Annotated in this window: 21 protein-coding genes and 1 pseudogene; 18 read left to right on the top strand and 4 right to left on the bottom strand. The window is 44.7% G+C overall.

What is annotated here, in order from left to right; translation table 11 throughout:
• Both AC6CHI_RS06065 and AC6CHI_RS06060 read left to right on the top strand, forming a co-directional pair.
• The coding region (locus AC6CHI_RS06065; protein WP_498120032.1) for a putative type VI secretion system effector at positions 1-556 on the top strand (556 nt) is incomplete at its 5' end.
• 204 nt (positions 557-760) lie between these two features.
• Positions 761-1,357: a hypothetical protein gene (locus AC6CHI_RS06060; protein WP_498120030.1), complete on the top strand. Its 597-nt coding sequence runs from the start codon at positions 761-763 to the stop codon at positions 1,355-1,357.
• A 137-nt stretch (positions 1,358-1,494) separates the two neighbouring features.
• Here AC6CHI_RS06060 and AC6CHI_RS06055 read toward each other — a convergent pair whose 3' ends face one another.
• Positions 1,495-2,310: an IclR family transcriptional regulator gene (locus tag AC6CHI_RS06055; RefSeq protein ID WP_498120028.1), complete on the bottom strand. Its 816-nt coding sequence runs from the start codon at positions 2,308-2,310 to the stop codon at positions 1,495-1,497.
• Positions 2,311-2,450: 140 nt separating this feature from the next.
• Here AC6CHI_RS06055 and pobA point away from each other — a divergent pair, with 140 nt between their 5' ends.
• A complete protein-coding gene (gene pobA, locus AC6CHI_RS06050) occupies positions 2,451-3,665 on the top strand; it encodes a 4-hydroxybenzoate 3-monooxygenase (RefSeq protein WP_498120026.1) in 1,215 nt (404 codons plus the stop codon).
• Positions 3,666-3,740: 75 nt separating this feature from the next.
• On the opposite strand, the gene AC6CHI_RS06045 is transcribed toward pobA, so the two are convergent.
• Complete coding sequence (locus AC6CHI_RS06045; protein WP_498120024.1) at positions 3,741-4,292, bottom strand: GNAT family N-acetyltransferase; 552 nt, start codon at positions 4,290-4,292, stop codon at positions 3,741-3,743.
• 635 nt (positions 4,293-4,927) lie between these two features.
• Between AC6CHI_RS06045 and AC6CHI_RS06040 the strand changes: the two genes are divergently transcribed.
• Positions 4,928-5,623, top strand: coding sequence for a type 1 glutamine amidotransferase domain-containing protein (locus AC6CHI_RS06040; protein ID WP_498120023.1), 696 nt, complete (start codon positions 4,928-4,930; stop codon positions 5,621-5,623).
• 82 nt (positions 5,624-5,705) lie between these two features.
• Here AC6CHI_RS06040 and AC6CHI_RS06035 read toward each other — a convergent pair whose 3' ends face one another.
• On the bottom strand, positions 5,706-7,136 hold the full coding sequence (locus AC6CHI_RS06035; protein ID WP_498120022.1) for a spinster family MFS transporter: 1,431 nt from the start codon (positions 7,134-7,136) through the stop codon (positions 5,706-5,708).
• Positions 7,137-7,328: 192 nt separating this feature from the next.
• Positions 7,329-9,437, bottom strand: a complete 2,109-nt coding sequence (gene paaZ / locus AC6CHI_RS06030) for a phenylacetic acid degradation bifunctional protein PaaZ (RefSeq protein WP_498120020.1) — start codon at positions 9,435-9,437, stop codon at positions 7,329-7,331.
• 261 nt (positions 9,438-9,698) lie between these two features.
• On the opposite strand from paaZ, the gene paaA reads away from it, so the two are divergent.
• From paaA to AC6CHI_RS05960, 14 genes and pseudogenes are all read left to right on the top strand, one after another.
• Positions 9,699-10,643 (top strand): 1,2-phenylacetyl-CoA epoxidase subunit PaaA, encoded by a 945-nt coding sequence (paaA, locus tag AC6CHI_RS06025; RefSeq protein WP_498120019.1) that lies wholly within the window; start codon positions 9,699-9,701, stop codon positions 10,641-10,643.
• 30 nt (positions 10,644-10,673) lie between these two features.
• Positions 10,674-10,964: a 1,2-phenylacetyl-CoA epoxidase subunit PaaB gene (gene paaB, locus AC6CHI_RS06020; protein ID WP_016167097.1), complete on the top strand. Its 291-nt coding sequence runs from the start codon at positions 10,674-10,676 to the stop codon at positions 10,962-10,964.
• 17 nt (positions 10,965-10,981) lie between these two features.
• On the top strand, positions 10,982-11,737 hold the full coding sequence (gene paaC, locus AC6CHI_RS06015) for a 1,2-phenylacetyl-CoA epoxidase subunit PaaC (RefSeq protein ID WP_458891152.1): 756 nt from the start codon (positions 10,982-10,984) through the stop codon (positions 11,735-11,737).
• A gap of 25 nt (positions 11,738-11,762) precedes the next feature.
• Entirely contained in the window at positions 11,763-12,263 is a 501-nt protein-coding gene (paaD, locus tag AC6CHI_RS06010) for a 1,2-phenylacetyl-CoA epoxidase subunit PaaD (protein WP_458891153.1), read from the top strand.
• Between the two features lie 69 nt (positions 12,264-12,332).
• Entirely contained in the window at positions 12,333-13,391 is a 1,059-nt protein-coding gene (paaE, locus tag AC6CHI_RS06005; RefSeq protein ID WP_498120017.1) for a 1,2-phenylacetyl-CoA epoxidase subunit PaaE, read from the top strand.
• Between the two features lie 21 nt (positions 13,392-13,412).
• Entirely contained in the window at positions 13,413-14,183 is a 771-nt protein-coding gene (locus AC6CHI_RS06000; RefSeq protein WP_498120016.1) for an enoyl-CoA hydratase-related protein, read from the top strand.
• The gene (gene paaG, locus AC6CHI_RS05995; RefSeq protein ID WP_498120015.1) at positions 14,183-14,974 is read left to right on the top strand and encodes a 2-(1,2-epoxy-1,2-dihydrophenyl)acetyl-CoA isomerase PaaG; all 792 of its coding nucleotides are present in this window, start codon (positions 14,183-14,185) and stop codon (positions 14,972-14,974) included. The genes AC6CHI_RS06000 and paaG overlap by 1 nt, the downstream gene beginning before the upstream one ends.
• A gap of 3 nt (positions 14,975-14,977) precedes the next feature.
• Positions 14,978-16,534 carry a 3-hydroxyacyl-CoA dehydrogenase gene (locus AC6CHI_RS05990; protein WP_498120014.1) on the top strand — a complete coding sequence of 519 codons (1,557 nt, stop codon included), beginning with the start codon at positions 14,978-14,980 and terminating at the stop codon, positions 16,532-16,534.
• Positions 16,535-16,546: 12 nt separating this feature from the next.
• A complete protein-coding gene (gene pcaF / locus AC6CHI_RS05985; protein ID WP_498120013.1) occupies positions 16,547-17,758 on the top strand; it encodes a 3-oxoadipyl-CoA thiolase in 1,212 nt (403 codons plus the stop codon).
• A gap of 59 nt (positions 17,759-17,817) precedes the next feature.
• Positions 17,818-19,110, top strand: a complete 1,293-nt coding sequence (gene paaK, locus AC6CHI_RS05980) for a phenylacetate--CoA ligase PaaK (RefSeq protein ID WP_498120012.1) — start codon at positions 17,818-17,820, stop codon at positions 19,108-19,110.
• A gap of 65 nt (positions 19,111-19,175) precedes the next feature.
• A complete protein-coding gene (gene paaX / locus AC6CHI_RS05975; protein WP_458891160.1) occupies positions 19,176-20,117 on the top strand; it encodes a phenylacetic acid degradation operon negative regulatory protein PaaX in 942 nt (313 codons plus the stop codon).
• A gap of 38 nt (positions 20,118-20,155) precedes the next feature.
• Positions 20,156-20,758 carry a gamma carbonic anhydrase family protein gene (locus AC6CHI_RS05970; RefSeq protein WP_498120011.1) on the top strand — a complete coding sequence of 201 codons (603 nt, stop codon included), beginning with the start codon at positions 20,156-20,158 and terminating at the stop codon, positions 20,756-20,758.
• A 105-nt stretch (positions 20,759-20,863) separates the two neighbouring features.
• Positions 20,864-21,061: pseudogene (locus tag AC6CHI_RS05965) on the top strand (winged helix-turn-helix domain-containing protein); the annotation flags it as partial.
• Positions 21,062-21,558: 497 nt separating this feature from the next.
• Entirely contained in the window at positions 21,559-22,335 is a 777-nt protein-coding gene (locus tag AC6CHI_RS05960; protein ID WP_498120010.1) for a class II aldolase/adducin family protein, read from the top strand.
• The last annotated feature ends 280 nt before the right edge of the window (positions 22,336-22,615 follow it).

The raw sequence follows: 22,615 nt of genomic DNA, 5'->3' as shown, positions 1-22,615 counted from the left end.
CGGTAAAGTTTGTGTGGGTCAATTTCATCGTGCTCTATTCGAACAGAATGAGTATGTTATTTGCATTGTAAGACGGCTAGAAAACAACTTATATGAGCTTTATTCAGTATTGAGCCCTAAAACAGGTCTACTACATATGCAGGTTGGCATGGGAGCATCCATTAAAACGCATAATATGTCAGCAATGAAAGGTGGAAGGTTTTTATTTTTAACTTCTATTATAGGCTCATTTTTTTTAGTTTTTTGGGGTTTTGATTTTTCTTTAGAAAATATATTGATTTGGTCTGTAACATCTATTTTATTTTATTTTATTTTATTTTTTATTATTAAAAATGCTTCTAACTCTTTAAAACATTTTTCAGAAAAATCAGAGCAGATTTTTGCTTTGTATGGATTCAAAGACCCTCAAGAGGTTTTTTTATTGCCAAGTCGCTATATGAGTGAAAAAGATCATTTGTTGCTTGAAGCGGTATTTGAGTACCGTAAGGTCATTCAAGAAGATCCATATCCAGAAAGTTATATCGAGCAAAAAGAAACACAGAATGAATTGAGTTAAGTATTATAGTTCTGATTTTTATATAATTTTTTTATTTTTGTAATATAAGGTGTCCCTTCTATTGACTTAGGTTGGGTCTGGTTAAAAAATAGACTTGATAAGAATGATAATCCTAAATTTCATTCCATTTTTAAAGCTATGGCAGGTGTAGTGCAGAACGGAAGTTGGCATTACACACCTAACCTCAAAATCGGAGGAGATGCCATGAATTTTCTTAAATGTTTAATCAGTGCTGGATGTATTTCCTTATTGACCCCGATGGCATTCGCAATGGAATCCCATGGTGGAGCAAGTATGGAAGCATCTATGCAAACCTCCCTTTCGGCAGATGATAAAAAAGCAATCATGAGTGCCATGAGTGCAGCTCCCATGAATGTCAGTGCCGAAGCAACCATCATTGCAATGGATGCAAAAGGCAAAATGCGGACCTTACGCAAAGGTCATAATAATTTTACCTGTATGCCAGATAACCCAGCCACGCCAGGACCAGACCCCATGTGTATGGACCCCGCTGCTTTAGCATGGGCAGAAGCTTGGATTGGGCACACCAAACCTGTTGAAGGTAAAGTAGGCTTTATGTACATGCTCATGGGAGGGACCGATGCGAGCAATGTAGACCCTTATGCAAGTAAACCGAGCGCCAACAATCATTGGATACAAACAGGACCGCACGTCATGATCGTGGGGGCATCACAAAGTTTTTATGATATGTATCCGAAAAGTGCGCAACCGGACACTACCGTGCCTTATATCATGTGGTCCGGTACCCCTTATCAACACCTTATGATTCCTGTGAAATAAACGGCTAAACAGGTCTTTTTATCTTCTGTCTTATAAAAAAAGCCATGCCATAGTCGTGGCTTTTTTGTACTTGGCTAATTGTGAGCTTCATGGCAATTTGTGTGCTTTTATTTAAGGTACCAATATTTAATCAGGACTTAAATTAAAGCACGTAATTCATTTGCCGCATGCCTCAATAACGGTAGAACCTGCTGAATAAGCTGCTCTTCACTGGTCCGGTTACTCTGCGACATACAGTTAATCGCGGCAATTGTTTGACCTTGTGCATTAAGCACAGGCACTGCAAGCGCAATAATCCCCAGTTCATGTTCTTCTTTGGACAGGCAATAATCCGATAAAGCGACACGGTGCAGTACGGCATAAAATTGATCTTTATCGGTAATGGTCAGTGGAGTTAAACGTTTTAGCCCGTACTTTTCCACCCAAGCATGTTGCTCCTCAACCGATAAGGCTGCCAATAAAACTTTACCCGTCGAAGTTGCATGTGCAGGCAGGCGATTTCCCAAATGCATGCCATAAGGATTAACCCGAAATTGCTCCTGTTGCGGCAGATAACTTCGCGCAATCGGCACCACTTCATGCTCATCCAGAACCACCATGGAAAAGGTCAACTGCGTTTGTGCACAGAGTAAATTGAGTAAAGATTGTGCCACTTTGGGCAGATGTGCTGAACTTAAATAGGCACTGGAAAAACGCAAGACCCGCGGGGTTAACCAAAAATAATGTTCATCAGTCTCCAAATAACCTAAAAATTTCAGGGTTTTTAAATGCCGTCTTGCTGCAGTTCGGCTGATACCAGTGCGTTCAGCCACTTGGGTCACATTCAGGCGCTGTCTATCCACCCCGAAGGCTTCTAAAATATGTAAGCCTTTGGCTAAGCCGGCGATGTAGTCCGCATGTGGAATTCGTTCTAGAGACTGTGGGTGAATCACCTCATTGTGTTCGGCTGGCATGTTCTTTTCCCTGAATAATGATGGCTTTTGTCCGCTATACGGACAATCTTAATGATATACGGTCAATTTCACTTTGGCGATATAGCTCAAAAATTCAACCTGTCGTAATTTGAAATAAGAAACGAACAAGGATGAACAACATGGAAATTGTAAAAACCCAAGTGGCCATTATTGGTTCAGGTCCCGCAGGATTGTTACTCGGACAGTTGCTCTATAAAGCAGGGATTGATCACGTGATTGTAGAACAGCGTAGTGCAGACTATGTGGCATCGCGGATTCGTGCAGGAATTTTGGAGCAGGTTTCTGTCGATTTGCTGGCGGAGGCTGGTGTCGATCAAAATCTCAAAGCGCATGGCTTGCCGCATTCAGGCATTGAAATCCTGACGCAGGGACAAAAGCACCGACTGGATTTAGCGGCACTCACAGGCGGGAAGCAAGTCACCGTGTATGGTCAGACTGAAGTGACCAAAGATTTAATGCAGGCACGTGAGCAAGCAGGTTTAAGCTCATTTTATGAAGCACAAAATGTGCAGATTGACGATTTTTACACCCAGCCGAAAGTGACTTTTGCATATCACAACCAGTCTTATCAAATTGAATGTGATTTTATCGCGGGCTGTGATGGTTTTCATGGCGTGTGCCGTGCCAGTGTGCCTGAAGACAAGATTAAAACCTTTGAAAAAGTCTATCCTTTTGGCTGGTTGGGGGTATTGGCCGATGTGCCACCTGTCGCAGATGAGTTGATTTATGTACAGTCGGAACGTGGTTTTGCCTTGTGCAGTATGCGTTCAGAAACTCGCAGCCGTTACTATTTACAAGTGCCATTAACCGATCATGTTGATAATTGGTCTGATGAGCAGTTTTGGGCAGAGTTAAAAAACCGTCTTGATCCTGAAAGTCGGGAAAAATTAGTCACAGGTCCATCAATTGAAAAAAGCATTGCACCGCTGCGTAGTTTTGTCACTGAACCGATGCGGTTTGGCAAACTGTTCTTGGCTGGCGATGCCGCGCATATTGTGCCACCGACAGGGGCAAAAGGGTTAAATCTCGCGGCTTCAGATATTGCCTATTTATCCCGAGCGTTCATTCAGTATTACCAAGATGGCTCGGAACAGGGTATCGATGAGTATTCGGAAAAATGTTTGCAACGGGTGTGGAAAGCCGAACGCTTCTCTTGGTGGATGACCCATTTATTGCATCGCTTTGAAAGCGAAAGTGAGTTTGACCATAAGATTAAACAAGCAGAGTTGAGCTATATTCTTGGTTCATTGGCTGGGCAAACTACGTTGGCAGAAAACTATGTGGGTTTACCTTATGAAATTACCCCAATTGCTGAGCTTCAACACGCCAGTTAAACGATGTCATACATGACCCAAACGAGAGCCCGAAGCTCTCGTTTTTTTTGATGGGGGATGGATGGCAATACCGCCTTAGCCATCTTGAGGATGCGATGGGGTACTGAGTATGAGTTGGTAAAAAGCCGCATCTAACCAGCGGCCAAACTTAAAACCTGCTTGTCGGATGGTGCCGGAATGGCTAAACCCCAGTTTTTGATGCAATTGGATGCTGGCTGTATTTTCGGCATCAATACAACCCACCATGACATGGAGCTGTTGCTGCTGTGCTCTTGCAATCAGCGCCTGCATTAAAATTTTACTGAATCCGCAACCACGATGTTCGGGATGAATGTAGACACTATGTTCAACTGTATATTTATAAGCGGGAAAGGCTCTAAAGCTGCCCCAACTGGCAAAACCCAGTAATTTCCCAGCAGAATTGATGATGCCGAGCACAGGAAAATGCTGTTCACGTTTGCTGGCAAACCAGCTTTGCATACTTTGTAGAGTCCGCGGCTTATAGTCATACAGCGCGGTAGAATGCAGAATCGCATCGTTGAGAATGTCTAAAATGGCCAGAGCATGATCGGCTTCATTACAGTCAATTAGGGTGTACTCAGACTCAGGGATGGTATTGAGGGACATAGGCGATTCTAGACCAGTAAGCATCAGAAAAAATTAAACAGATTGCATTGCTTCGAGGACGAGTAGATAACGGACGGGCGGTGGAGTTGCATGATTCAACCTAATCGGGGAGTTCAGCACTATGGCGAAACAGTCCCTATGCTGTGGCGCTTAGGTTTGTTCCCCAACTGAAGATGCCTGAGACCTTCCAAGCACCAAATTTGCTTTGAAATATGCAAATGAATATCTATATGTCGCTCGGAGTAAAAATTTATTCTAGTCGATTACAATAAATTTAACATCCTGAAAACCCAGCTTCAGAGGCAGCATTGTATTGTGCTGCTGCTCAATGGATGATGCTTGAAAAGTATTCTTGGGCATGATTATGTTGATATGAATTCAATATAAATTTACGGTTCCCTATTGACTCTAAAGTTCACTTTAAGCTTAAGGTTGGAGCATGGAATCAATAGAGCAAGGCGCCTGCCTATCTTTAAGGCATGGTATTGGCCAATGGCAATATTCATCCCCAATCTCTGGCCAAAGCAGTGCAGCAAGAGAATCTTGCAGAAAGCTTTCATCGCATCAGGGTTTACAAAGAGCCGCATTCAACTCTAAGGTAATGCAATGCTCTGGACAATATAAGGTGAACAATAATGACAAAACGCATTCTTCATGTGGTCACCAATGTGGCACATTATGCAGATCAAACCGAGGCGACAGGGCTATGGCTGGGGGAACTCACGCATGCCTATGATGAGTTTGAACAACGTGGCTATCTGCAAGATATCGTCAGCCCATTGGGTGGTCAGTCGCCGATAGAACCGAAATCCTTAAAAAAACTGATTGCCGATGCTTCGGTCATGAAGCGTTATCACGATCCAAAATTTATGCGTTTACTTGAGCATACTTTAAAACCTTCCGATGTCGACTGGCGCAATTATGATGCGATTTACTTTACCGGTGGGCATGGCGTGATGTGGGATTTTTTCGATCAGGCTGAATTACAGCAAATTACTCAAAACATGTACGAGCATGGCAAGATTATTTCCAGTGTGTGCCATGGTTACTGTGCTTTATTGCAAGTTAAACTTTCTAATGGTCAATATTTGATTCAAGGTAAACATGTTACGGGCTTTGCGTGGACCGAGGAGGTACTGGCAGGCGTCAGTAAAAAAGTCCCGTATAATGCCGAGCAGATGGCAAAAGACCATGGTGCGCTGTATACGAAAAAAATGATTCCTTTTGCGCCCAATGTCGTGACCGATGGTCAACTGATTACTGGGCAGAATCCCTTTTCTGCACGCCCGACTGCATTGGCGGTTATTCAGGCTTTAGAACACGCCGCTTAAAGCGCAGCGTCGATTCGCGAGTAGCCATAAAAAAGCGAAAGGGAAGACCTTTCGCTGCAATCAATCGGCTGCTACGTGTTTGTTAGACGTGTTCCGCCTTTTTTTCGACCTCAATACTTTCGCGGTAATATTGGCAGCCCTTATACAGCAGGAAGACCCCCAGTACCCCAGCGACGGCATTTACAATCGAAATTGAGTTACCCACCATCACGGTATTTTGGAAATATTTATCGGTAATTAATGCCACCGCCGTGGTTCCAATGCCTAAGGCAATCAGGTTAGACACCAATAGGAACTTGGCAGACACTTGCGCACGTAACTGGTTCGGTGTCAGCATTTGCGTGGCGGCTGCAGATGCTGGAATCGGGAAGGTCGAGAAGAACATCGCCACAAAAATTAGCGCAAATGAGAGGTACATATTATCCACTTGGGTAAATAATACACTTGGAATAATCAGGGCTGCACAGCCAATCATGCCACTACGAATCGCGGCATCGCTATAGCCACGTTTAGAGAACCAGTCGATCAGCCAGCCGCAGAATAATGCACCTGAAGTGTTAGCAATCAAAATGATGATCCCGAGAATATAACCCGTCTGGCTGGCATCCAAACCGTGATTACGCATATAGAAAGCAGGTGCCCAACCCAGTAAGGCATATAGCATCATGGTGTAAAAAGAGAAACCAATAAAATGACAGAAGAAGGTCTTTTTATGGGTTTTAATAAAGGCAATCGAGTTTTTGAACGAGGCTTTGACCACCTGACCATCCTGACCAACTTTCAAGCCTTTACGTTCAGGTTCACGCACGGTCAAAATCATCAGCAATGCCAATAACACCCCCGGTAAACCGACAATCATAAAGGTCAGTTGCCAAGTTTTAATTTCACCAATCAGTGGTAGGGTCACCAAGTTTACATTTTTGAGTAAACCAATCACATAACCGCCAATCAAGAAAGCCAGCCCCGAACCAATGAAGGCGCCAATTGCATACAGCCCCAAGGCACGACCGAGTTTTTCTTTCGGGAATAGGTCGGCAACAATCGAATAGAAGGCAGGGGATAAGGCGGCTTCACCTGCGCCGACACTGAGGCGTGAGAGGAACATCTGCACAAAGTTTTTACTTAAACCGCAGGCCGCAGTGGCAAGACTCCAAAACGCGATGCCGATGGAAATTATTTTAATCCGAGATCTCTTGTCGGCGAGTGCCGCAATCGGCACTCCCATAAAAGCATAGAACAATGAAAATGCCAGACCTTGCAACAAGCTGAATTGAGTATCGCTGAGCATGAGGTCTTGTTTAATCGGTTCAATCATCAGGGATAAGATTTGACGATCTACAAACGAAAGAATGTAGGCCAGCATACAGATGACCACCACATACCAGTGATAGGCACTACTGCGTGTTTCAGGCACTTCAGCAGCGACTGAAGCCGGTGTGGTTTGGTTGTTTGGAGTTTCTGGCTGAAGCGTCCTTTCAACCAGTTCTATATCGAGTGATTTATCGCTCATCATGCAACTTCCTGTGCTGACTGTTTGAGTTAATTTGATACTTTTATGTTTAATTTTATTTTTATTATGTATCGTCTTGTTTTTAATCTACGGGTTAAATTTCATGCGGTCAATCGCTTTGTGATAAAAAGATACATTTATTTTTTAATATAAAAAAAAGAGAATCATATGATTCTCTTTTTTTATGAGTCAGGTTTAGGCGGCACGTTCGACCAAGGTCAAAATGTCATAAGTCGCCACCAATTCGTTGCGCTGATTTTTGACTTTAATGTCCCACACCACAACACCATGTGGTTTTTGTTCAGGGTCACGCAGTGGTTTCGGAGTTTTTTGCTTACAGGTCAATTCTACTTGAATGGTATCGCCAATTTTCACCGGTTCAACAAAACGCAGGTTATCCATACCATAGTTGGCAATGACTGGACCCGGCGCGGCATCGACAAACAGACCTGCGGCAGCTGAGACAATGAAATAACCATGTGCCACACGATCTCCAAACAGCGAGTCGGCCGCGGCAATCTTATCCATATGGGCATAGAAGTGGTCGCCACTGAGGCAAGCAAAGTTGACGATGTCTGCTTCGGTCACGGTCCGACGTGCTGTGAGTAAGCGTTCTCCGACACGCAGTTCGTCAAAATCTTTTTTGAACGGATGCACTCGATCTTCAAACACTTGCGCACCCGCAGTCCAGCTGTGTCCGACTTGGGTCATGGCATTGGGCGAACCTTGCAGAGCGGTACGTTGCATATAGTGTTTCACGGCACGTAAACCGCCAAGTTCTTCGCCACCACCTGCACGTCCTGGACCACCATGCACCAAATACGGCAATGGCGAACCATGTCCGGTACTTTCCTTGGCACTTTCTGCATCCAGAATGTGGACACGACCATGCCATGGCGCAATTTTGCTAATTAGCGCTTCAATATTTTCATCGACATTGCGCACCACTGACGCGACTAGGCTTCCTTCACCACGTGCCACCAAGTCTGCCAATTCAGCCAGATTTTGATAAGGCATCAAGGTTGAAACTGGACCAAAAGCTTCGACTTCATGAATATGCTGCGCTGTAGTCGGTTGTTCGCAAAGCAGCAAAGTTGGTGGGTAAAAGGCACCTTTTTCTGGGTTTTTGGCCTGAATGGTGTAGTCCTGACGTAAGTGGCTGCCGAGTACAATTTTGGCATCTTGGCTGAGCTGTTCTACTTTTTCCGCTACGCTGAACTTTTGCTTCACGCTGGCTAAAGCACCCATGGTAACGCCTTCAAGTTCTGGGTCGCCCACCACCACTTTTTGCAGTTTTGCCACTAAACGTGCTTGCACTGTTTCCAGTAAAGCCGCAGGAACAAAGGCACGACGAATCGCCGTACATTTTTGACCTGCCTTGGTAGTCATTTCGCGGAACACTTCACGCACAAATAAATCAATGGTTTCATCATTGGCTTGTTCAGTCAAAATGGCACTGTTGACCGAGTCCGCTTCCATGCAGAAGGGAATGGAGTATTGGTTTAAATGTGGGTTGGCACGTAGGCTTTGCCCCGTAGCTGCTGAACCCGTAAAAGTGACAGTATCTTGCGGGTTTAAATGTTCAATTAAGTCATAAATTTGACCGCAAATCAGTTGCAGTGAACCCGCAGGCAAGAAGCCACTGGCCAAAATGTCTTTGACCACGGCATGCGTGAGTTCAGCACCTTCAGTAGCAGGTTTCACAATACAAGGCACACCCGCTAAAAGGGTCGGTGCGATTTTTTCTAACATGCCCCAGATCGGGAAGTTGAAGGCATCAATATGCAGAGCGACCCCAGCTTTTGAGGTAAGAATATGTTTAGCACCAAAATTGCCGTGTTTGGACAGTGGAATCCATGCATCTTCCACTAACGCAGTTTCATCACTGAGTTCACGACGCACAAGGCTAGAGTAGGCAAATAGCGTTCCGATACCGCCTTCCACATCAATCCAGGCATCTTTACGGGTACAGCCTGTGGCTTTGGCCAGTTCGTAATAGTGTTCTTTACGCTCTAATAAATATTGCGCCACTTGTTTTAAGGCATTGGCACGTTGGTGGAAGGTCCACGTGGCAATAACAGCCCCTTGCTGTTTGGCATAGTCGACCACCGCTTTGGTATTGATGCCATGGCTACTGACTTGGTAGATCGCTTCACCGCTAATCGCATGATAAACCGTACGTAACTCTGCCTGCGAAGCGTATTCCTGTCCGTACACCAATGAGCTCAAGGTTTTTAGTGCCTGAGTTGAGTTGTCTTGCGTTGTATCGTGTTGCTCCATTGAGTTCTGTTCTAACTCTAGCATGGTAAAACTCCTTTTATGATACGTTTTAAACTATATTTTAGTTTTGATGTTTCATAATTTGTTATTAAAACGGGTAAAAGTCAATCGTAATTCGCAGGTTAAAAAAACAAAGTAAAATAATAATTCCAATATATTTAATAAAAACAATAACTTATTTTGATGTATGGGATTTAATTAAATGATACCTAAAAATTAATATTGATTTTATTTGTGTATCGTTTTAATTTAAGCGTATCAACACTTGGGATAAGTGAGGGAAAAATGAATAACCAACAACAAGCGTTTGACCAGCGCATTGAAAAGGATATTTCAATCGAGCCAAAGGATTGGATGCCAGACGCTTACCGTAAAACCTTAATTCGTCAAATTGGTCAACACGGACACTCTGAAGTCGTGGGAATGTTGCCAGAAGGCAACTGGATTACGCGTGCACCAACCTTAAAACGTAAAGCCGTATTGTTGGCGAAAGTTCAAGATGAAGCAGGCCATGCTTTATATCTGTACAGTGCAGCAGAAACGCTGGGTGCAGACCGTGATGACATGATGGACAAACTCATCGCTGGCCGTATGAAATATTCTTCAATTTTTAACTACCCGACACTGACTTGGGCGGATGTTGCTGCGATTGGCTGGCTGGTAGATGGGGCTGCCATTGTGAATCAGGTTGCGCTGTGCCGTACCTCTTATGGGCCTTATGCCCGCGCTATGGTGCGTATCTGTAAAGAAGAAAGTTTCCACCAGCGCCAAGGCTTTGAAGCGATGATGCAATTGGCAAATGGCACAGCAGAACAAAAACAGATGGCGCAAGATGCTGTGAATCGTTTCTGGTGGCCCGCGCTGATGATGTTTGGCCCAAGTGATGATAATTCGCCAAACAGTGCGCAAAGCATGCAATGGAAAATCAAATTATTCAGTAACGATGCATTGCGTCAGAAATTTGTCGACAACACCGTGCCTCAAGTGTTGCAACTTGGCCTCACCGTGCCAGATCCAGATTTGAAATTCAATGAAGACACGGGGCACTACGAATTTGGTGAAGTGAACTGGGATGAATTTTTTGACGTGATTGCAGGCAAAGGCCCATGTAACCACGAGCGTATTGAAGCCCGTCGTAAAGCATGGGAAGGCGGGGCATGGGTACGTGAATCTGCTGCCGTGTATGCCAAGAAACAGCAAGAACAGCTACAAGCACAGCAAGTTGCTTAAACAGATTGAGAGATAAAGGGAAATAAGGTCATGGATAACAAAAATAACTGGTCACTTTACGAAGTGTTTATCCGTAGTAAACAAGGTTTAAGTCATCGTCATGTGGGCAGCTTGCGTGCATCTGATGATGAAGTGGCGCTGCAAAATGCGCGTGATGTGTATACGCGCCGTAATGAAGGCATCAGTATTTGGGTGGTGAAATCGGAGCTGATTACCTCTTCACAACCCGATGAAAAACCAGAATTTTTTGACCCATCTTTAGACAAGGTCTATCGCCATCCCACGTTTTACAACATTCCAGATGGCATTGAGCACATGTAAGGACGGGGAGAAAAACAATGAGTAAACAAGTTTTAGCAGAATTCCTGTTACATGTGGGCGATAGTCAACTGATTTTGTCACACCGTTTGGCTGAATGGTGTGGACATGCACCCGAATTAGAGCTGGATATTGCCTTGGCCAATATTGGTCTGGATCTGTTGGGTCAGGCGCGTACCGCTTTAAGTCTTGCAGGTCAGGTTGAAGGTTTAGGGCGTGATGAAGATCAACTGGCGTATTTCAGAACTGAGCGTGAATATCGCAATTTACTGCTGGCTGAACAGCCAAATGGTGATTTTGCTCAAACCATCGTGCGTCAATGGTTGATGGATCACTACCACGCATTGTTATTGGCAGCATTAACCAACAGTAGCCATGCCGATGTTTCTGCGTTTGCACTCAAGTCTTTAAAGGAAGTGAAGTATCACTTACGTTTTTCCACCACATGGATGGAACGTTTGAGTTTAGGCACTGCGGAAGCACATGAAAAAACTCAGCAAGGTCTGAATCAATTATGGCGTTTCACAGCGGAGTTGTTCCAACTCACTGAGGCCGAAATGCAGTTGGTGGATACCGGTCTGATTCCAAATCTTGAGATTTTAAAAGCGCAATGGTTGGAAACGGTACAGGCAGAATTAGTCCGTATGCAACTGAGCCTACCAGACGCAGGTGCCTATCGCAGTGGTGCCAAACAAGGACTGCACACGGAGCACCTCGGTTACATTCTGGCAGAAATGCAATATCTGCAACGTTCCTATCCAAATATGACTTGGTAAGACGCAATCACAGGGAGTGAGTCGCATGAATTTAATTCGACATGTCGTAGATGAATGCTGGAATGCTTTAGCTGAAGTCTCTGATCCAGAAATTCCAGTTCTGTCGGTACTTGATTTAGGCATGATTCGTGGCGTTGAGCTCAACGCTCAGAATGAAATTGTTGTGCGACTGACGCCGACCTATAGCGGTTGCCCTGCAACTGATGTTTTAACCGCAGACATTACCCAAGCTTTTGCAGCCAAAGGTTTGACACCAGTAAAAGTGGTGGTGGATCTGTCCGAAGTTTGGACCACGGATTGGATGAGTGAAGCGGGTAAAGAAAAATTGCAGCAATATGGCATTGCGCCGCCGCAAGGCACTTCACACAGTTGTGGTACACATGTCGCTTTGACCGATGGTATTCAGTGTCCACGTTGCCACAGTCAGCACACCAAATTATTAAGTGAATTTAGTTCGACAGCATGTAAAGCCTTATATCGTTGCCAAGACTGCTTAGAACCTTTCGATTATTTCAAGTGTATTTAAGCCGAGACCAGGGCATGTAAAACATGTCGCAAAAGCATTGAAAAATCGAAAAGAAAGAGGGAATTTTAGATGAGCCAATTTGTACCATTAACGATTAAATCCATACAGCCACAAACTGAACAGGCCATTTGCATTGCCTTTGATTTGGCACCTGAGCAGTTCGCAGCCTTTGAATATCAACCAGGACAACACCTGACCATTCGCCATGTTACAGAAGAGGGTGAGCTACGTCGTTGCTACTCCATTTGTAGCGATGCTGCGGAAGACATGAGTATTGCGATTAAAAAAATTGAGCAAGGTCAATTTTCTACTTGGGCCAATGATCATCTTAAAGCGGGTGATGTGCTGGAAGTGATGCCACCGCAAGGCGTGTTTTTCCAGAAAGCGGCCAAAGTCGGTGGGAAAAACTATCTAGGCTTTGCTGCGGGCAGTGGGATTACCCCAATTTTATCCATTGTGAAATCGGTGCTGAACCGTCAAGCCGATGCCCAGTTTACTTTGGTGTATGGCAACCGTTCTTGGAAGCAAACCATGTTTGCCGAACAGATTATGGATTTAAAAGACCGTTTTAAAGAACGTCTGCAATTGATCAATATCTTTTCACGTGAAATGAACGACAGTGAAATTTTTAATGGTCGAATTGATGCCCAAAAATTACAGCAATTGTTTAAAGCAGATTTGATTGATGCCGCAACGGATCACTGTTTTGCTTGCGGTCCAGAAGAGATGATGACCGCGGTTGAAACAGTCTTGCCAGAATTTGGGATTGAGCGCAGCAAAATTCACACGGAACGTTTTAATACTGGTACTGCACCTAAAGCGACGGCACAGCAAATTGAAAGTCGTAGTGAAGAAAAGGTCAACATTATTCTGGATGGTCGTGAACTGATCATTGAAGTGTCTAAGCAAGATGACAGTATTTTAGATGCAGCGCTACGTGCTGGCGCGGACTTGCCGTATGCCTGTAAAGGCGGTGTCTGTGCAACCTGTAAATGTAAGGTGCTGGAAGGTCAGGTCGAAATGGCGATTAACTATAGCCTTGAACAAGATGAAGTTGAAAAAGGCTATGTATTGAGCTGTCAGGCTTTGCCGACTTCCGCCAATGTCCGTTTAAGCTTTGACGAATAAGCCGGAAAAAGGAGCTGTTGAATGGAACTCATCAAAACCAGTTCTCCAAAATCAGGTGTAATCCTGATTGAACTGAATCGACCTGAAAAGCGTAATGCCTTAAATAATGCCACCTTGCAAGAAATTGCCGACTGTCTGCAACAACTTGAAGCTGATGCTGCGGTGAAAGTCGTGGTGCTTACGGGCAACCAACAATGTTTTGCCGCAGGGGCAGATTTAAATGAATTGTCCAAGCTGGATGTGGTCAGCATTCAGCAAGACCTGCGCCCACAGTTGTGGAAACGGATTGATGAGTTTTCTAAGCCCTTGATTATGGCGGTGAATGGTTATGCTTTGGGTGCAGGTTTTGAACTGGCGCTGCATGCAGACATCGTGCTTACGGGTGAAAATGCACAGTTTGCTCTGCCAGAAATTGGCTTAGGTATGTTACCCGGTGCAGGTGGTACACAACGTTTAGCACGTTTGGTCGGGCAGCAACTCACCATGCGTTGGGCCATGACAGGCGACATGATTTCTGCACAAACTGCGCTGCAACACGGCATTACTAGCCAAGTCTGCCCAGTCGGGCTAACTGTGCAATATGCGGTGGAATTGGCCGAAAAAATTGCCAAACAGGCACCATTGGCGATTCGCGTGATTAAACAGTCCTTGAAATCAATTCATGAAGTGACCTTAAGCCAAGGCTTAAAGCTAGAGCGTCAGCATTTTGTTTGGTTGGCAGCCACGCAAGACCGCCAAGAAGGCATTAATGCATTTTTAGAGAAAAGAAAACCAGAATTTAGAGGTGTGTAATGGAATACCAAACAATTATTGTTGCAGAAAAAAATGCAGTGGGCTATCTCACGTTTAACCGTCCACAGCAGTTAAATAGTTTCAATGAAACCATGCACAAAGAAGTCTCGAGTGTGCTGAAAGCATGGTCGAAAGACAGCGCCATTCGTGCCGTGGTAATTTCGGCAGAAGGTCGTGGTTTCTGCGCCGGTCAGGACTTAAATGACCGCGTGGTAGATCCAAATGCCGATGCGCCAGATTTAGGGCTATCAATTGAAAAATATTATAACCCGCTGATCAAACTGATTACGGAAATGCCTAAACCAGTGATTTGTGCTGTAAACGGTGTAGCCGCAGGCGCAGGGGCGAATATTGCCTTGGCTTGTGACTTGGTGATCGCTGCCAAATCAGCCTCTTTTATTCAAGCATTCTGCCGTTTAGGTTTGGTGCCAGACTCTGGTGGGACATGGTTCCTGCCACGTTTGGTCGGTCGTGCTCAGGCCATGGGCTTAGCGATGTTGGGCGATAAAATTCCAGCAGAACAAGCGGTGCAATTGGGCATGATCTGGCAAGCCGTGGAAGATGATGCGCTGAAAGCTGAAGCGCATAAATTGGCGGAACATCTGGCCAAACAACCGACTTACGGCTTGTCGCTGATTAAGAAAGCCATTCATGCGGCAGCGCACAACAATCTGGATGATCAGCTCATACTAGAGCGTGACTTACAGCGTTTGGCCGGTCGTTCCAGCGATTACCGTGAAGGCGTACAAGCCTTTATGCAAAAGCGTACTCCAGAATATAAAGGTTGCTAACACATGGAAAAGATCAATTTACAGCAGGCGACTGTCGCTGTAATTGGTGCCGGTACCATGGGAATTGGTATCGCCCAGTTAGCAGCGATGCATGGACATCCCACCTTTGTGTATGATGTGGATGCGGCAAAAACTGAAGCCGCATTACAGCAACTGGCTGCACAACTCACAAAACGTGTGCAAGCCGGTAAAATGACGCAGGAACTGTATGACAGTACTTTTGCCCATTTAAGCATTGCAAAGGAATTGTCACAGTTAGCTCCTGCACAACTGATTATTGAAGCGATTGTTGAAAAGAAAGAAGTGAAGCAAAACTTATTTCAACAGTTAGCCGCGATTTGTGCTGAAGACACGATTTTTGCTTCGAATACTTCATCTATTTCGATTACAGCGATTGCTGCTGCGGTGCCACATCCAGAGCGTGTCGTGGGTTTACACTTCTTTAACCCAGCACCAGTGATGAAACTGGTGGAAATTATCCGCGGTTTAAAAAGTTCAGTAGCCATTGCCGATGCCTTGCTAGCGCTGATGAAGTCGTGGAACAAAGTGCCCGTCTTGGCAAAATCGACGCCGGGTTTTATCGTCAATCGTGTGGCGCGTCCGTATTATGCCGAAGCCTTTCGTGCCTTACAGGAAAATGTGACTTGCCCTGAACAGTTAGATTTTATTCTGCGCGAATGTGGTCGTTTTGCCATGGGACCGTGTGAGCTGACCGATTTGATTGGTCAAGATGTCAATTTTTCCGTCACGCAAAGTGTTTATCAAGAGTTCTTTTATGAGCCGCGTTACCGTCCATCGCTGATTCAAAAAGAATTGGTCGATGCAGGCTGCTTCGGGCGTAAAACCCAACAAGGCTTTTACGACTACAGCCAAGCCACGCCAAGCCCACAGTTTGAATTGCCTGTGCGTTATGCCAAATCGGTTGAGAAACTGGCGGTCACTGTGAAAGGCGACTGGAAACATTCTTCAGGGCTGATTCAACGCTTGGCACAAGCTTCACATCTGGATGTAAGATTTGTCGAAGCTGTGCAGGATGAAATCTTGGTGGGGGAAGTTTCTATTCGTCTCTCATTGGGCGAGTCGGTTGATCTGGATTATGCAGATCAGAAAGTCGTGTTGATGGACTGGCATGCGGACTGGGCAGAAGCCAAAGCAATTCCCGTGGTGGCTTCCGTAGCTTGTTCGGAAGTGGAGCAGAGCCTTGTTGATGTTTTATTCATTGGCATGCATGTGATACCGCTGTGGACGCAGGATCATGCTGGACTTTATGTGTTACGAACCATTTCAATGTTGGTGAATGAATCCTGTGAAGCGGTGTTACACGGGATTGCATCTGAGCAAGATATTGATTCAGCAATGAAATATGGCGTGAACTATCCGCAAGGTCCATTCCAGTGGGCGGAAAAAATAGGATACAACACTATTTTACAAATTTTGAAAAATCTGTATCGTGTTTATGGTGAAGAACGCTACAGACCAAGTATATATTTAGCGAAGAAAACTGCACGAGGACAGGTGCAAAACAGCCCGCAATCACAACAATTTCTTATTGCAGGCTAAAGGAAGAGACACATGGAACAGGTTTATATTTTAGATGGGATTCGCACCCCAATTGGTCGTTATGCTGGAAGCTTAAGTAGCATTCGTGCCGATGATTTAGCCGCATTACCGATTCAGTATTTGAAGAATCAGCATCCGCACTTGCCTTGGGAGGAGCTGGATGAAGTGATTTTAGGTTGTGCCAACCAAGCGGGTGAAGACAACCGTAATGTGGCGCGTATGGCATCACTGTTGGCAGGTTTACCCGATTCAGTCCCTGCAATTACCGTCAATCGTTTATGTGCTTCGGGCTTAGATGCCGTCGGACTAGCGGCACGTGCAATTAAATCGGGTGAAGTGCAATTTGTGTTGGCAGGTGGTGTAGAGTCAATGAGCCGCGCGCCTTTTGTACAATCGAAAGCCACCACCGCATTTAGCCGTACCCCAGAAGTGTATGACACCACCATTGGTTGGCGTTTTATCAATCCAAAATTCAAAGCTCATTTTGGTGTCGATAGCATGCCGGAAACGGCAGAACATGTGGCTGAGAAATATCAAATTAGTCGTGACGATCAAGATTTATTTGCCTATCGCAGTCAGCAAAAAACCGCAGTGGCACAGCAAAATGGTGTTTTGGCGGAAGAAATTTTGCCTGTCGTGATTCAAGACCGTAAGAAAAACAGCATCACCATTGATAGCGATGAGCACCCGCGTGCAGACACCACAGTGGAGGCGCTAGCAGCGTTGAAAGCCCCATTCCGTAAAGATGGCGGTTCGGTTACTGCGGGCAATGCTTCAGGTGTGAATGACGGTGCCGCATGTATGTTGCTGGGCAGTCAGGAATTTGCCAGCAAGCATGGCTTAAAACCGCTGGCGAAAGTGGTGGCAATTGCTCAAGCGGGTGTTGAAGCCAAATACATGGGCATTGGACCTGTGCCTGCGGTGCAAAAAGTCTTGAAACAGACCGGTTTGACGCTCGATCAAATGGATGTAATTGAACTGAATGAAGCCTTTGCTGCACAGTCATTGGCAGTGATGCGTGAACTCGGTTTGCAGGATGATGATCATCGCGTTAATCCCAATGGCGGTGCGATTGCACTGGGTCATCCACTGGGCATGAGTGGTACACGTTTGGTTATTACCGCCATGAAAGAACTTAAGCGTCGCAATGGAAAATATGCGCTCTGCACCATGTGTGTGGGTGTCGGACAAGGTGTCGCACTGATTATAGAAAATGTGGATTAAGGAAATAATCCCAAATGGATTAACTCGCAGTCAGGATGACTGCGTCAGGAGTACAGAATATGAATAACAATGCTTTGGAAAAAATTGAAACGGTTTCAGTGGATGAATTACGTCATGTGCAATTGGAGCGCATGAAAAAGACACTGCAACACGCCTATCAAAATAGCCCAGTGTATAAAAAGAAATTTGATGATGCAGAGGTGCATCCTGATGATCTCAAATCTTTAGATGACTTGGCCAAGTTCCCGTTTACCACCAAAAAAGATTTACGTGACAACTATCCGTTTGGCATGTTTGCTGTGCCGCAAGAACAGATTGTGCGTGTGCATGCATCTTCAGGCACCACAGGACAGCCTACAGTCGTGGGTTATACCCAAAACGATATTAATGTCTGGTCGGATGTGGTAGCACGTTCATTACGTGCGGCAGGCTTGTCACATAAAGACATTATTCAGGTGTCTTATGGCTACGGGTTGTTTACTGGCGGCTTAGGTGCACATTATGGCGTAGAGCGTTTGGGTGCGACCGTCATTCCAATGTCAGGTGGTCAAACTGAGCGTCAGGCACAATTGATTCATGACTTTAAGCCAACGGCATTGATGGTAACGCCATCGTATTGCTTAAATATTATTGAAGCGCTGGAAAAGAAATTCGGTACAGCCAAAGACTGTTCCATCAAAACAGGCATCTTTGGTGCAGAACCTTGGACCAATGAAATGCGCCGTGAAATTGAAGAGCGCCTAGGTATTGATGCCTTGGATATCTATGGCTTGTCTGAAGTGATGGGGCCGGGCGTTGCGATGGAATGTTTAGAAAGCAAAGATGGTCCAACCATTTGGGAAGATCACTTCTATCCAGAAATCATCAATCCTGAAACCGGTGAAGTGTTGCCAGATGGTGAGTTGGGTGAGTTGGTGTTTACCACCATTACCAAAGAAGGCATGCCTGTGATTCGTTACCGTACCCGTGACTTGACCCGTTTATTGCCTGGTACCGCACGGACTATGCGCCGTATGGACAAGATTGTCGGGCGTAGCGATGACATGATGATTATTCGTGGGGTCAATGTGTTCCCTTCGCAAATTGAAGAACAGATTTTACATATTCCACAATTGGTGCCGAACTACCAAATTCAAATTTGCAAACAAGGCCACTTGGATACATTGCATATTCGTGCTGAAATGCGCAGAGATGTCAGTGAAACGTTGACCCCGCAAATTGCGGCCTTGCTGAAGTCCCAAATTAAAACCATGGTCGGTATTTCAGTCATGGTGGAAATTTTACCTGAAGGCAGCCTGCCACGTTCAGAGGGGAAAGCGCAACGCGTCTTTGATATTCGAAAATCGGCATAAGTTTTAGTTGAATGATAGGTCACATGATTTATCATTCTGATCTGACAAGGTAATAGTTGAACGCAATGAATCTCAAATTAAAACAAGTAATCGATGATTTCATTAACAACGAAGCACTCAGTGGTACCTCGCTGATTATGACCATCTTTGGTGACTGTATTTTTCACCGTGGCGGCATTATCAGCCTGGCCAGCTTAATTCAGTTAATGGATGTATTTGGTTTTAACGAACGATCTGTTCGTACAGCCGTATTTCGCCTTGTCCAGAATGGTTGGCTGATTTCGGAGAAAATCGGCCGCACTAGTTATTACCGTGTCACGGAAAGCAGTCGTCAGCGCTTTATTATGGCCGATCAGAAAATTTACAGTTTCACACAACAAGAGTGGGACCAAAAATGGGATCTGGTTTTGCTCAGTTCGGTGGAACTGGAAAATAAAGTCACCTTGAAAAAAGAGCTGGAATGGCTGGGCTTTGCCAATATCGCAACCAATGTCATGGCCTATCCAGGTTGTGACCATCTCAAATTACAAAACCTGTTGCTCAGCTTAAAGATGACCGATCAAGTGGTGATCTTTAAAGCCGAAGCCTTGCAGCTCTGGCAAGAGTCTTATCCGACCGTGAAACGCATGGTTGAAATTAACTGGCCTGTGCAAGAGCTGCATCAGCGTTATGAAAAGTTCATCAGTGATTTCAGAGAGTTCTTTAATCTGGTCGACAGTGAAGAAGAACTCAATCCGATGCAGGCGTTTCAGATTCGTATTTTACTGATTCATCAATATCGTCGAATTTTGCTCAAAGATCCAAATTTACCCTTTGAATTATTGCCATCCAACTGGCTGTCACTGAATTCGCGCAACTTGAGCAGCAATCTGTATCAAACCGTGGTCATGGCAGGCGATGAATTCTTTATGGAGATTGCGCGGACGTCAGAAGGTTCTATGCCGCCTGCTCATCCTCAATTCTATAAGCGTTTTGGTGGCTTAAAACAGGAAGAATTGAATTACTAGGCACATAAAAATTTATCTAACAGTTTAAGGAATAAACTATGCCGTGTTATGCCATTGATGGTGTCATTCCCGTGGTCAGCCCCAAAGCTTATGTGCATCCGACCGCAGTCTTGATTGGCGATGTGATCGTAGAAGCAGGGGCTTATATTGGTCCGTTTGCGGCCTTGCGCGCAGATTTTGGTGGTATTCACATCCATCAAAATGCCAATGTGCAAGACTCCTGCATTATTCATGGTTTTCCGAATAATGTGACTGTGGTGGAAGAGTATGGCCATATTGGACATGGTGCGATTCTGCATGGTTGCCGCATTGGAAAAAATGTCCTGATTGGCATGAATAGCGTGATTTTGGATGAGGCTTATATTGGCGAAAATAGCATTGTCGGTGCCAATAGCACAGTCAAAGCCAAAGCCGAGATTCCAGCCAACTCGATGGTGGTGGGAAGTCCTGCACGGATCATTCGTACCCTGACTGAAAAAGAGATGGCGTGGAAATTTAAGGGTACACAGCAATATATGGATTTAACCACACGCTGCCTCACTACAATGCAAGAAGTTGAACCTCTGGCTGAAAATACGGCTGAGCGTTTGACCCATACGCATTTTAATTCTGATCATGTCATTAAAAGCCAAGCCTCTTAACTCGAAATACAGTCAGAAAGCCATAGCGCTTTCTGATTTCCCCATATCTGTTTGATCTTGCCTAGTTTTTCTATTGCTGGGGTGGGTCTTTTGCCCCTGTTTGACGCTTTACTCATTCGCCATCAAGGAAAAATTGTTACGCAAAAACAGATTATGACGGAATTGTGGGGCATCACGCATGAAGAAGACACGCATTATTTGCGTATTTTGGTGAAAAAAATCAGAACAAAAATGGGTGACTCTGCCATCAGTCCGCAATATATCTCGACCATTGCTGGGGTCGGTTTATGTTTTGAGGTCTAATTTCCCCTGATTACTATCAGTGTTGCGGTGAATCAGAGCAGCTTTACTTCCGTAATCCCTGCATCCCTGATTGGAGAAACTGTCCAGTTCCCAAAATCCTTAAAAATGGACACTTTGGCAATCGAGCTATCGCTAAATAAAAGTTAAGACTTTGGGCATTGGCGTGGATAAAACGTGGGTTTTAGCAAAATTCAAAGCCTTTACTCAAAGGTATCACGCATTTTCTCAGATCCATCATTGCGCCTGCGGACAAGTGGTGATGGAAAATAACATTGAGCAAAGCTCAAGGCTGGGATAGTTTAAAAATTCAGACTTTGAAAAAGTTTTGGATGAAATTGCTCGGCACTCGAGTTGAGTGGGCATATTTCAGTTGCTGGATGCAATCAATACAACACAACAATCCATGTCACCGCATGGATGCAGATAGGCACTGGACTTGTCGGAGCCACCGCAGTTCAGTGCTGCATAAAATCATGGAAAAAAGCAGAGGTAGATGGATGACCAGTTTACAAGCAATGCACAGTTTAAAAGATGTGGTATCTGAAAAAGAATGGGAAGCACGTTGTCAGTTGGCGGGACTGTATCGTTTAATCGCGCATTTTCGGATGACCGATTTAATTGACACCCATATTAGCTTACGTGTCCCCGACGAAGAGGGGCATTTCCTGATTAATCAATATGGCATTCCATTTGAAAAAATGACCGCTTCACATCTGGTCAAAATTGATTATGATGGCAAAATTGTTGCAGATTATGATCAAGGTAAAATGGTCAATACTGCAGGCTTTGTGATTCATTCAGCGATTCACGATGCACGTAAAGATGTGCACTGTGTAATTCATACCCATACAGCGGATGGTATTGCAGTTTCGGCGCAAAAGCATGGGTTGTTACCGCTGTCTCAGCATGCCCTCAAGTTTTACAACAAGGTCAGCTATCACGAATATGAAGGCGTAGCTTTATTGACCGAAGAACGCGAGCGTTTGGTAAAAGACTTGGGGCAAAACCGTGTCATGATTTTACGTAATCATGGATTATTGTCGACAGGGGATTCTATTCAGCGCGCTTTCCACGAAATCTATTTCTTAGAGCGTGCTTGCCAAGCCCAGATTAAAGCCATGGCGGGTGGAGCAGAGTTGCACCTGCCTTCTGAAGCGGTACGTCAACACACAACGCAACAATTCGAAAGTGAACTCATTGAAATGGTGATGTTAAAAGCATGGAATGCCGCATTGTCTCTGATTGAACATCAACGTGACGAATACTGTGCATAAAACGATAAGCTCATTTCCCTGAGCCTTTTTGTTACAGTCTTATATTGCACTAGGCTGATTTAATTTCATTTAGCGATTGAATCAGCCTTACTGTTCCATGCAGTAGTGGAATTGTTTCATCCAGATTTAATCTAAAATATGGATAAAAAGATAAATTGTATTGAGCTGCTCAGCACATTATTTTTTTAGTTTTAAAGGCTTGATGAGAATGGCGAGTGCGAAGCTCAAACCTTTTTAGAGATCAAACAATAAGCTTTACTAAATATCGTCTTTCAATTTT

Source organism: Acinetobacter sp. GQ146 (assembly GCF_059758585.1).
This window is presented reverse-complemented; position numbering and strand designations above follow the sequence as displayed.

Excerpts from the sequence above, each read along its gene's own strand:
- paaX (WP_458891160.1), top strand. The coding sequence starts at position 19,176 with ATGAATCTCAAATTAAAACAAGTAATCGATGATTTCATTAACAACGAA.
- AC6CHI_RS06055 (WP_498120028.1), bottom strand. The coding sequence starts at position 2,310 with ATGCCAGCCGAACACAATGAGGTGATTCACCCACAGTCTCTAGAACGA.
- AC6CHI_RS06045 (WP_498120024.1), bottom strand. The coding sequence starts at position 4,292 with ATGTCCCTCAATACCATCCCTGAGTCTGAGTACACCCTAATTGACTGT.
- AC6CHI_RS05970 (WP_498120011.1), top strand. The coding sequence starts at position 20,156 with ATGCCGTGTTATGCCATTGATGGTGTCATTCCCGTGGTCAGCCCCAAA.
- AC6CHI_RS06000 (WP_498120016.1), top strand. The coding sequence starts at position 13,413 with ATGGAACTCATCAAAACCAGTTCTCCAAAATCAGGTGTAATCCTGATT.
- paaK (WP_498120012.1), top strand. The coding sequence starts at position 17,818 with ATGAATAACAATGCTTTGGAAAAAATTGAAACGGTTTCAGTGGATGAA.
- paaE (WP_498120017.1), top strand. The coding sequence starts at position 12,333 with ATGAGCCAATTTGTACCATTAACGATTAAATCCATACAGCCACAAACT.
- pcaF (WP_498120013.1), top strand. The coding sequence starts at position 16,547 with ATGGAACAGGTTTATATTTTAGATGGGATTCGCACCCCAATTGGTCGT.
- paaG (WP_498120015.1), top strand. The coding sequence starts at position 14,183 with ATGGAATACCAAACAATTATTGTTGCAGAAAAAAATGCAGTGGGCTAT.
- paaC (WP_458891152.1), top strand. The coding sequence starts at position 10,982 with ATGAGTAAACAAGTTTTAGCAGAATTCCTGTTACATGTGGGCGATAGT.
- AC6CHI_RS05990 (WP_498120014.1), top strand. The coding sequence starts at position 14,978 with ATGGAAAAGATCAATTTACAGCAGGCGACTGTCGCTGTAATTGGTGCC.
- paaZ (WP_498120020.1), bottom strand. The coding sequence starts at position 9,437 with ATGCTAGAGTTAGAACAGAACTCAATGGAGCAACACGATACAACGCAA.
- paaA (WP_498120019.1), top strand. The coding sequence starts at position 9,699 with ATGAATAACCAACAACAAGCGTTTGACCAGCGCATTGAAAAGGATATT.
- paaB (WP_016167097.1), top strand. The coding sequence starts at position 10,674 with ATGGATAACAAAAATAACTGGTCACTTTACGAAGTGTTTATCCGTAGT.
- AC6CHI_RS05960 (WP_498120010.1), top strand. The coding sequence starts at position 21,559 with ATGACCAGTTTACAAGCAATGCACAGTTTAAAAGATGTGGTATCTGAA.
- AC6CHI_RS06035 (WP_498120022.1), bottom strand. The coding sequence starts at position 7,136 with ATGATGAGCGATAAATCACTCGATATAGAACTGGTTGAAAGGACGCTT.
- paaD (WP_458891153.1), top strand. The coding sequence starts at position 11,763 with ATGAATTTAATTCGACATGTCGTAGATGAATGCTGGAATGCTTTAGCT.
- AC6CHI_RS06060 (WP_498120030.1), top strand. The coding sequence starts at position 761 with ATGAATTTTCTTAAATGTTTAATCAGTGCTGGATGTATTTCCTTATTG.
- AC6CHI_RS06040 (WP_498120023.1), top strand. The coding sequence starts at position 4,928 with ATGACAAAACGCATTCTTCATGTGGTCACCAATGTGGCACATTATGCA.
- pobA (WP_498120026.1), top strand. The coding sequence starts at position 2,451 with ATGGAAATTGTAAAAACCCAAGTGGCCATTATTGGTTCAGGTCCCGCA.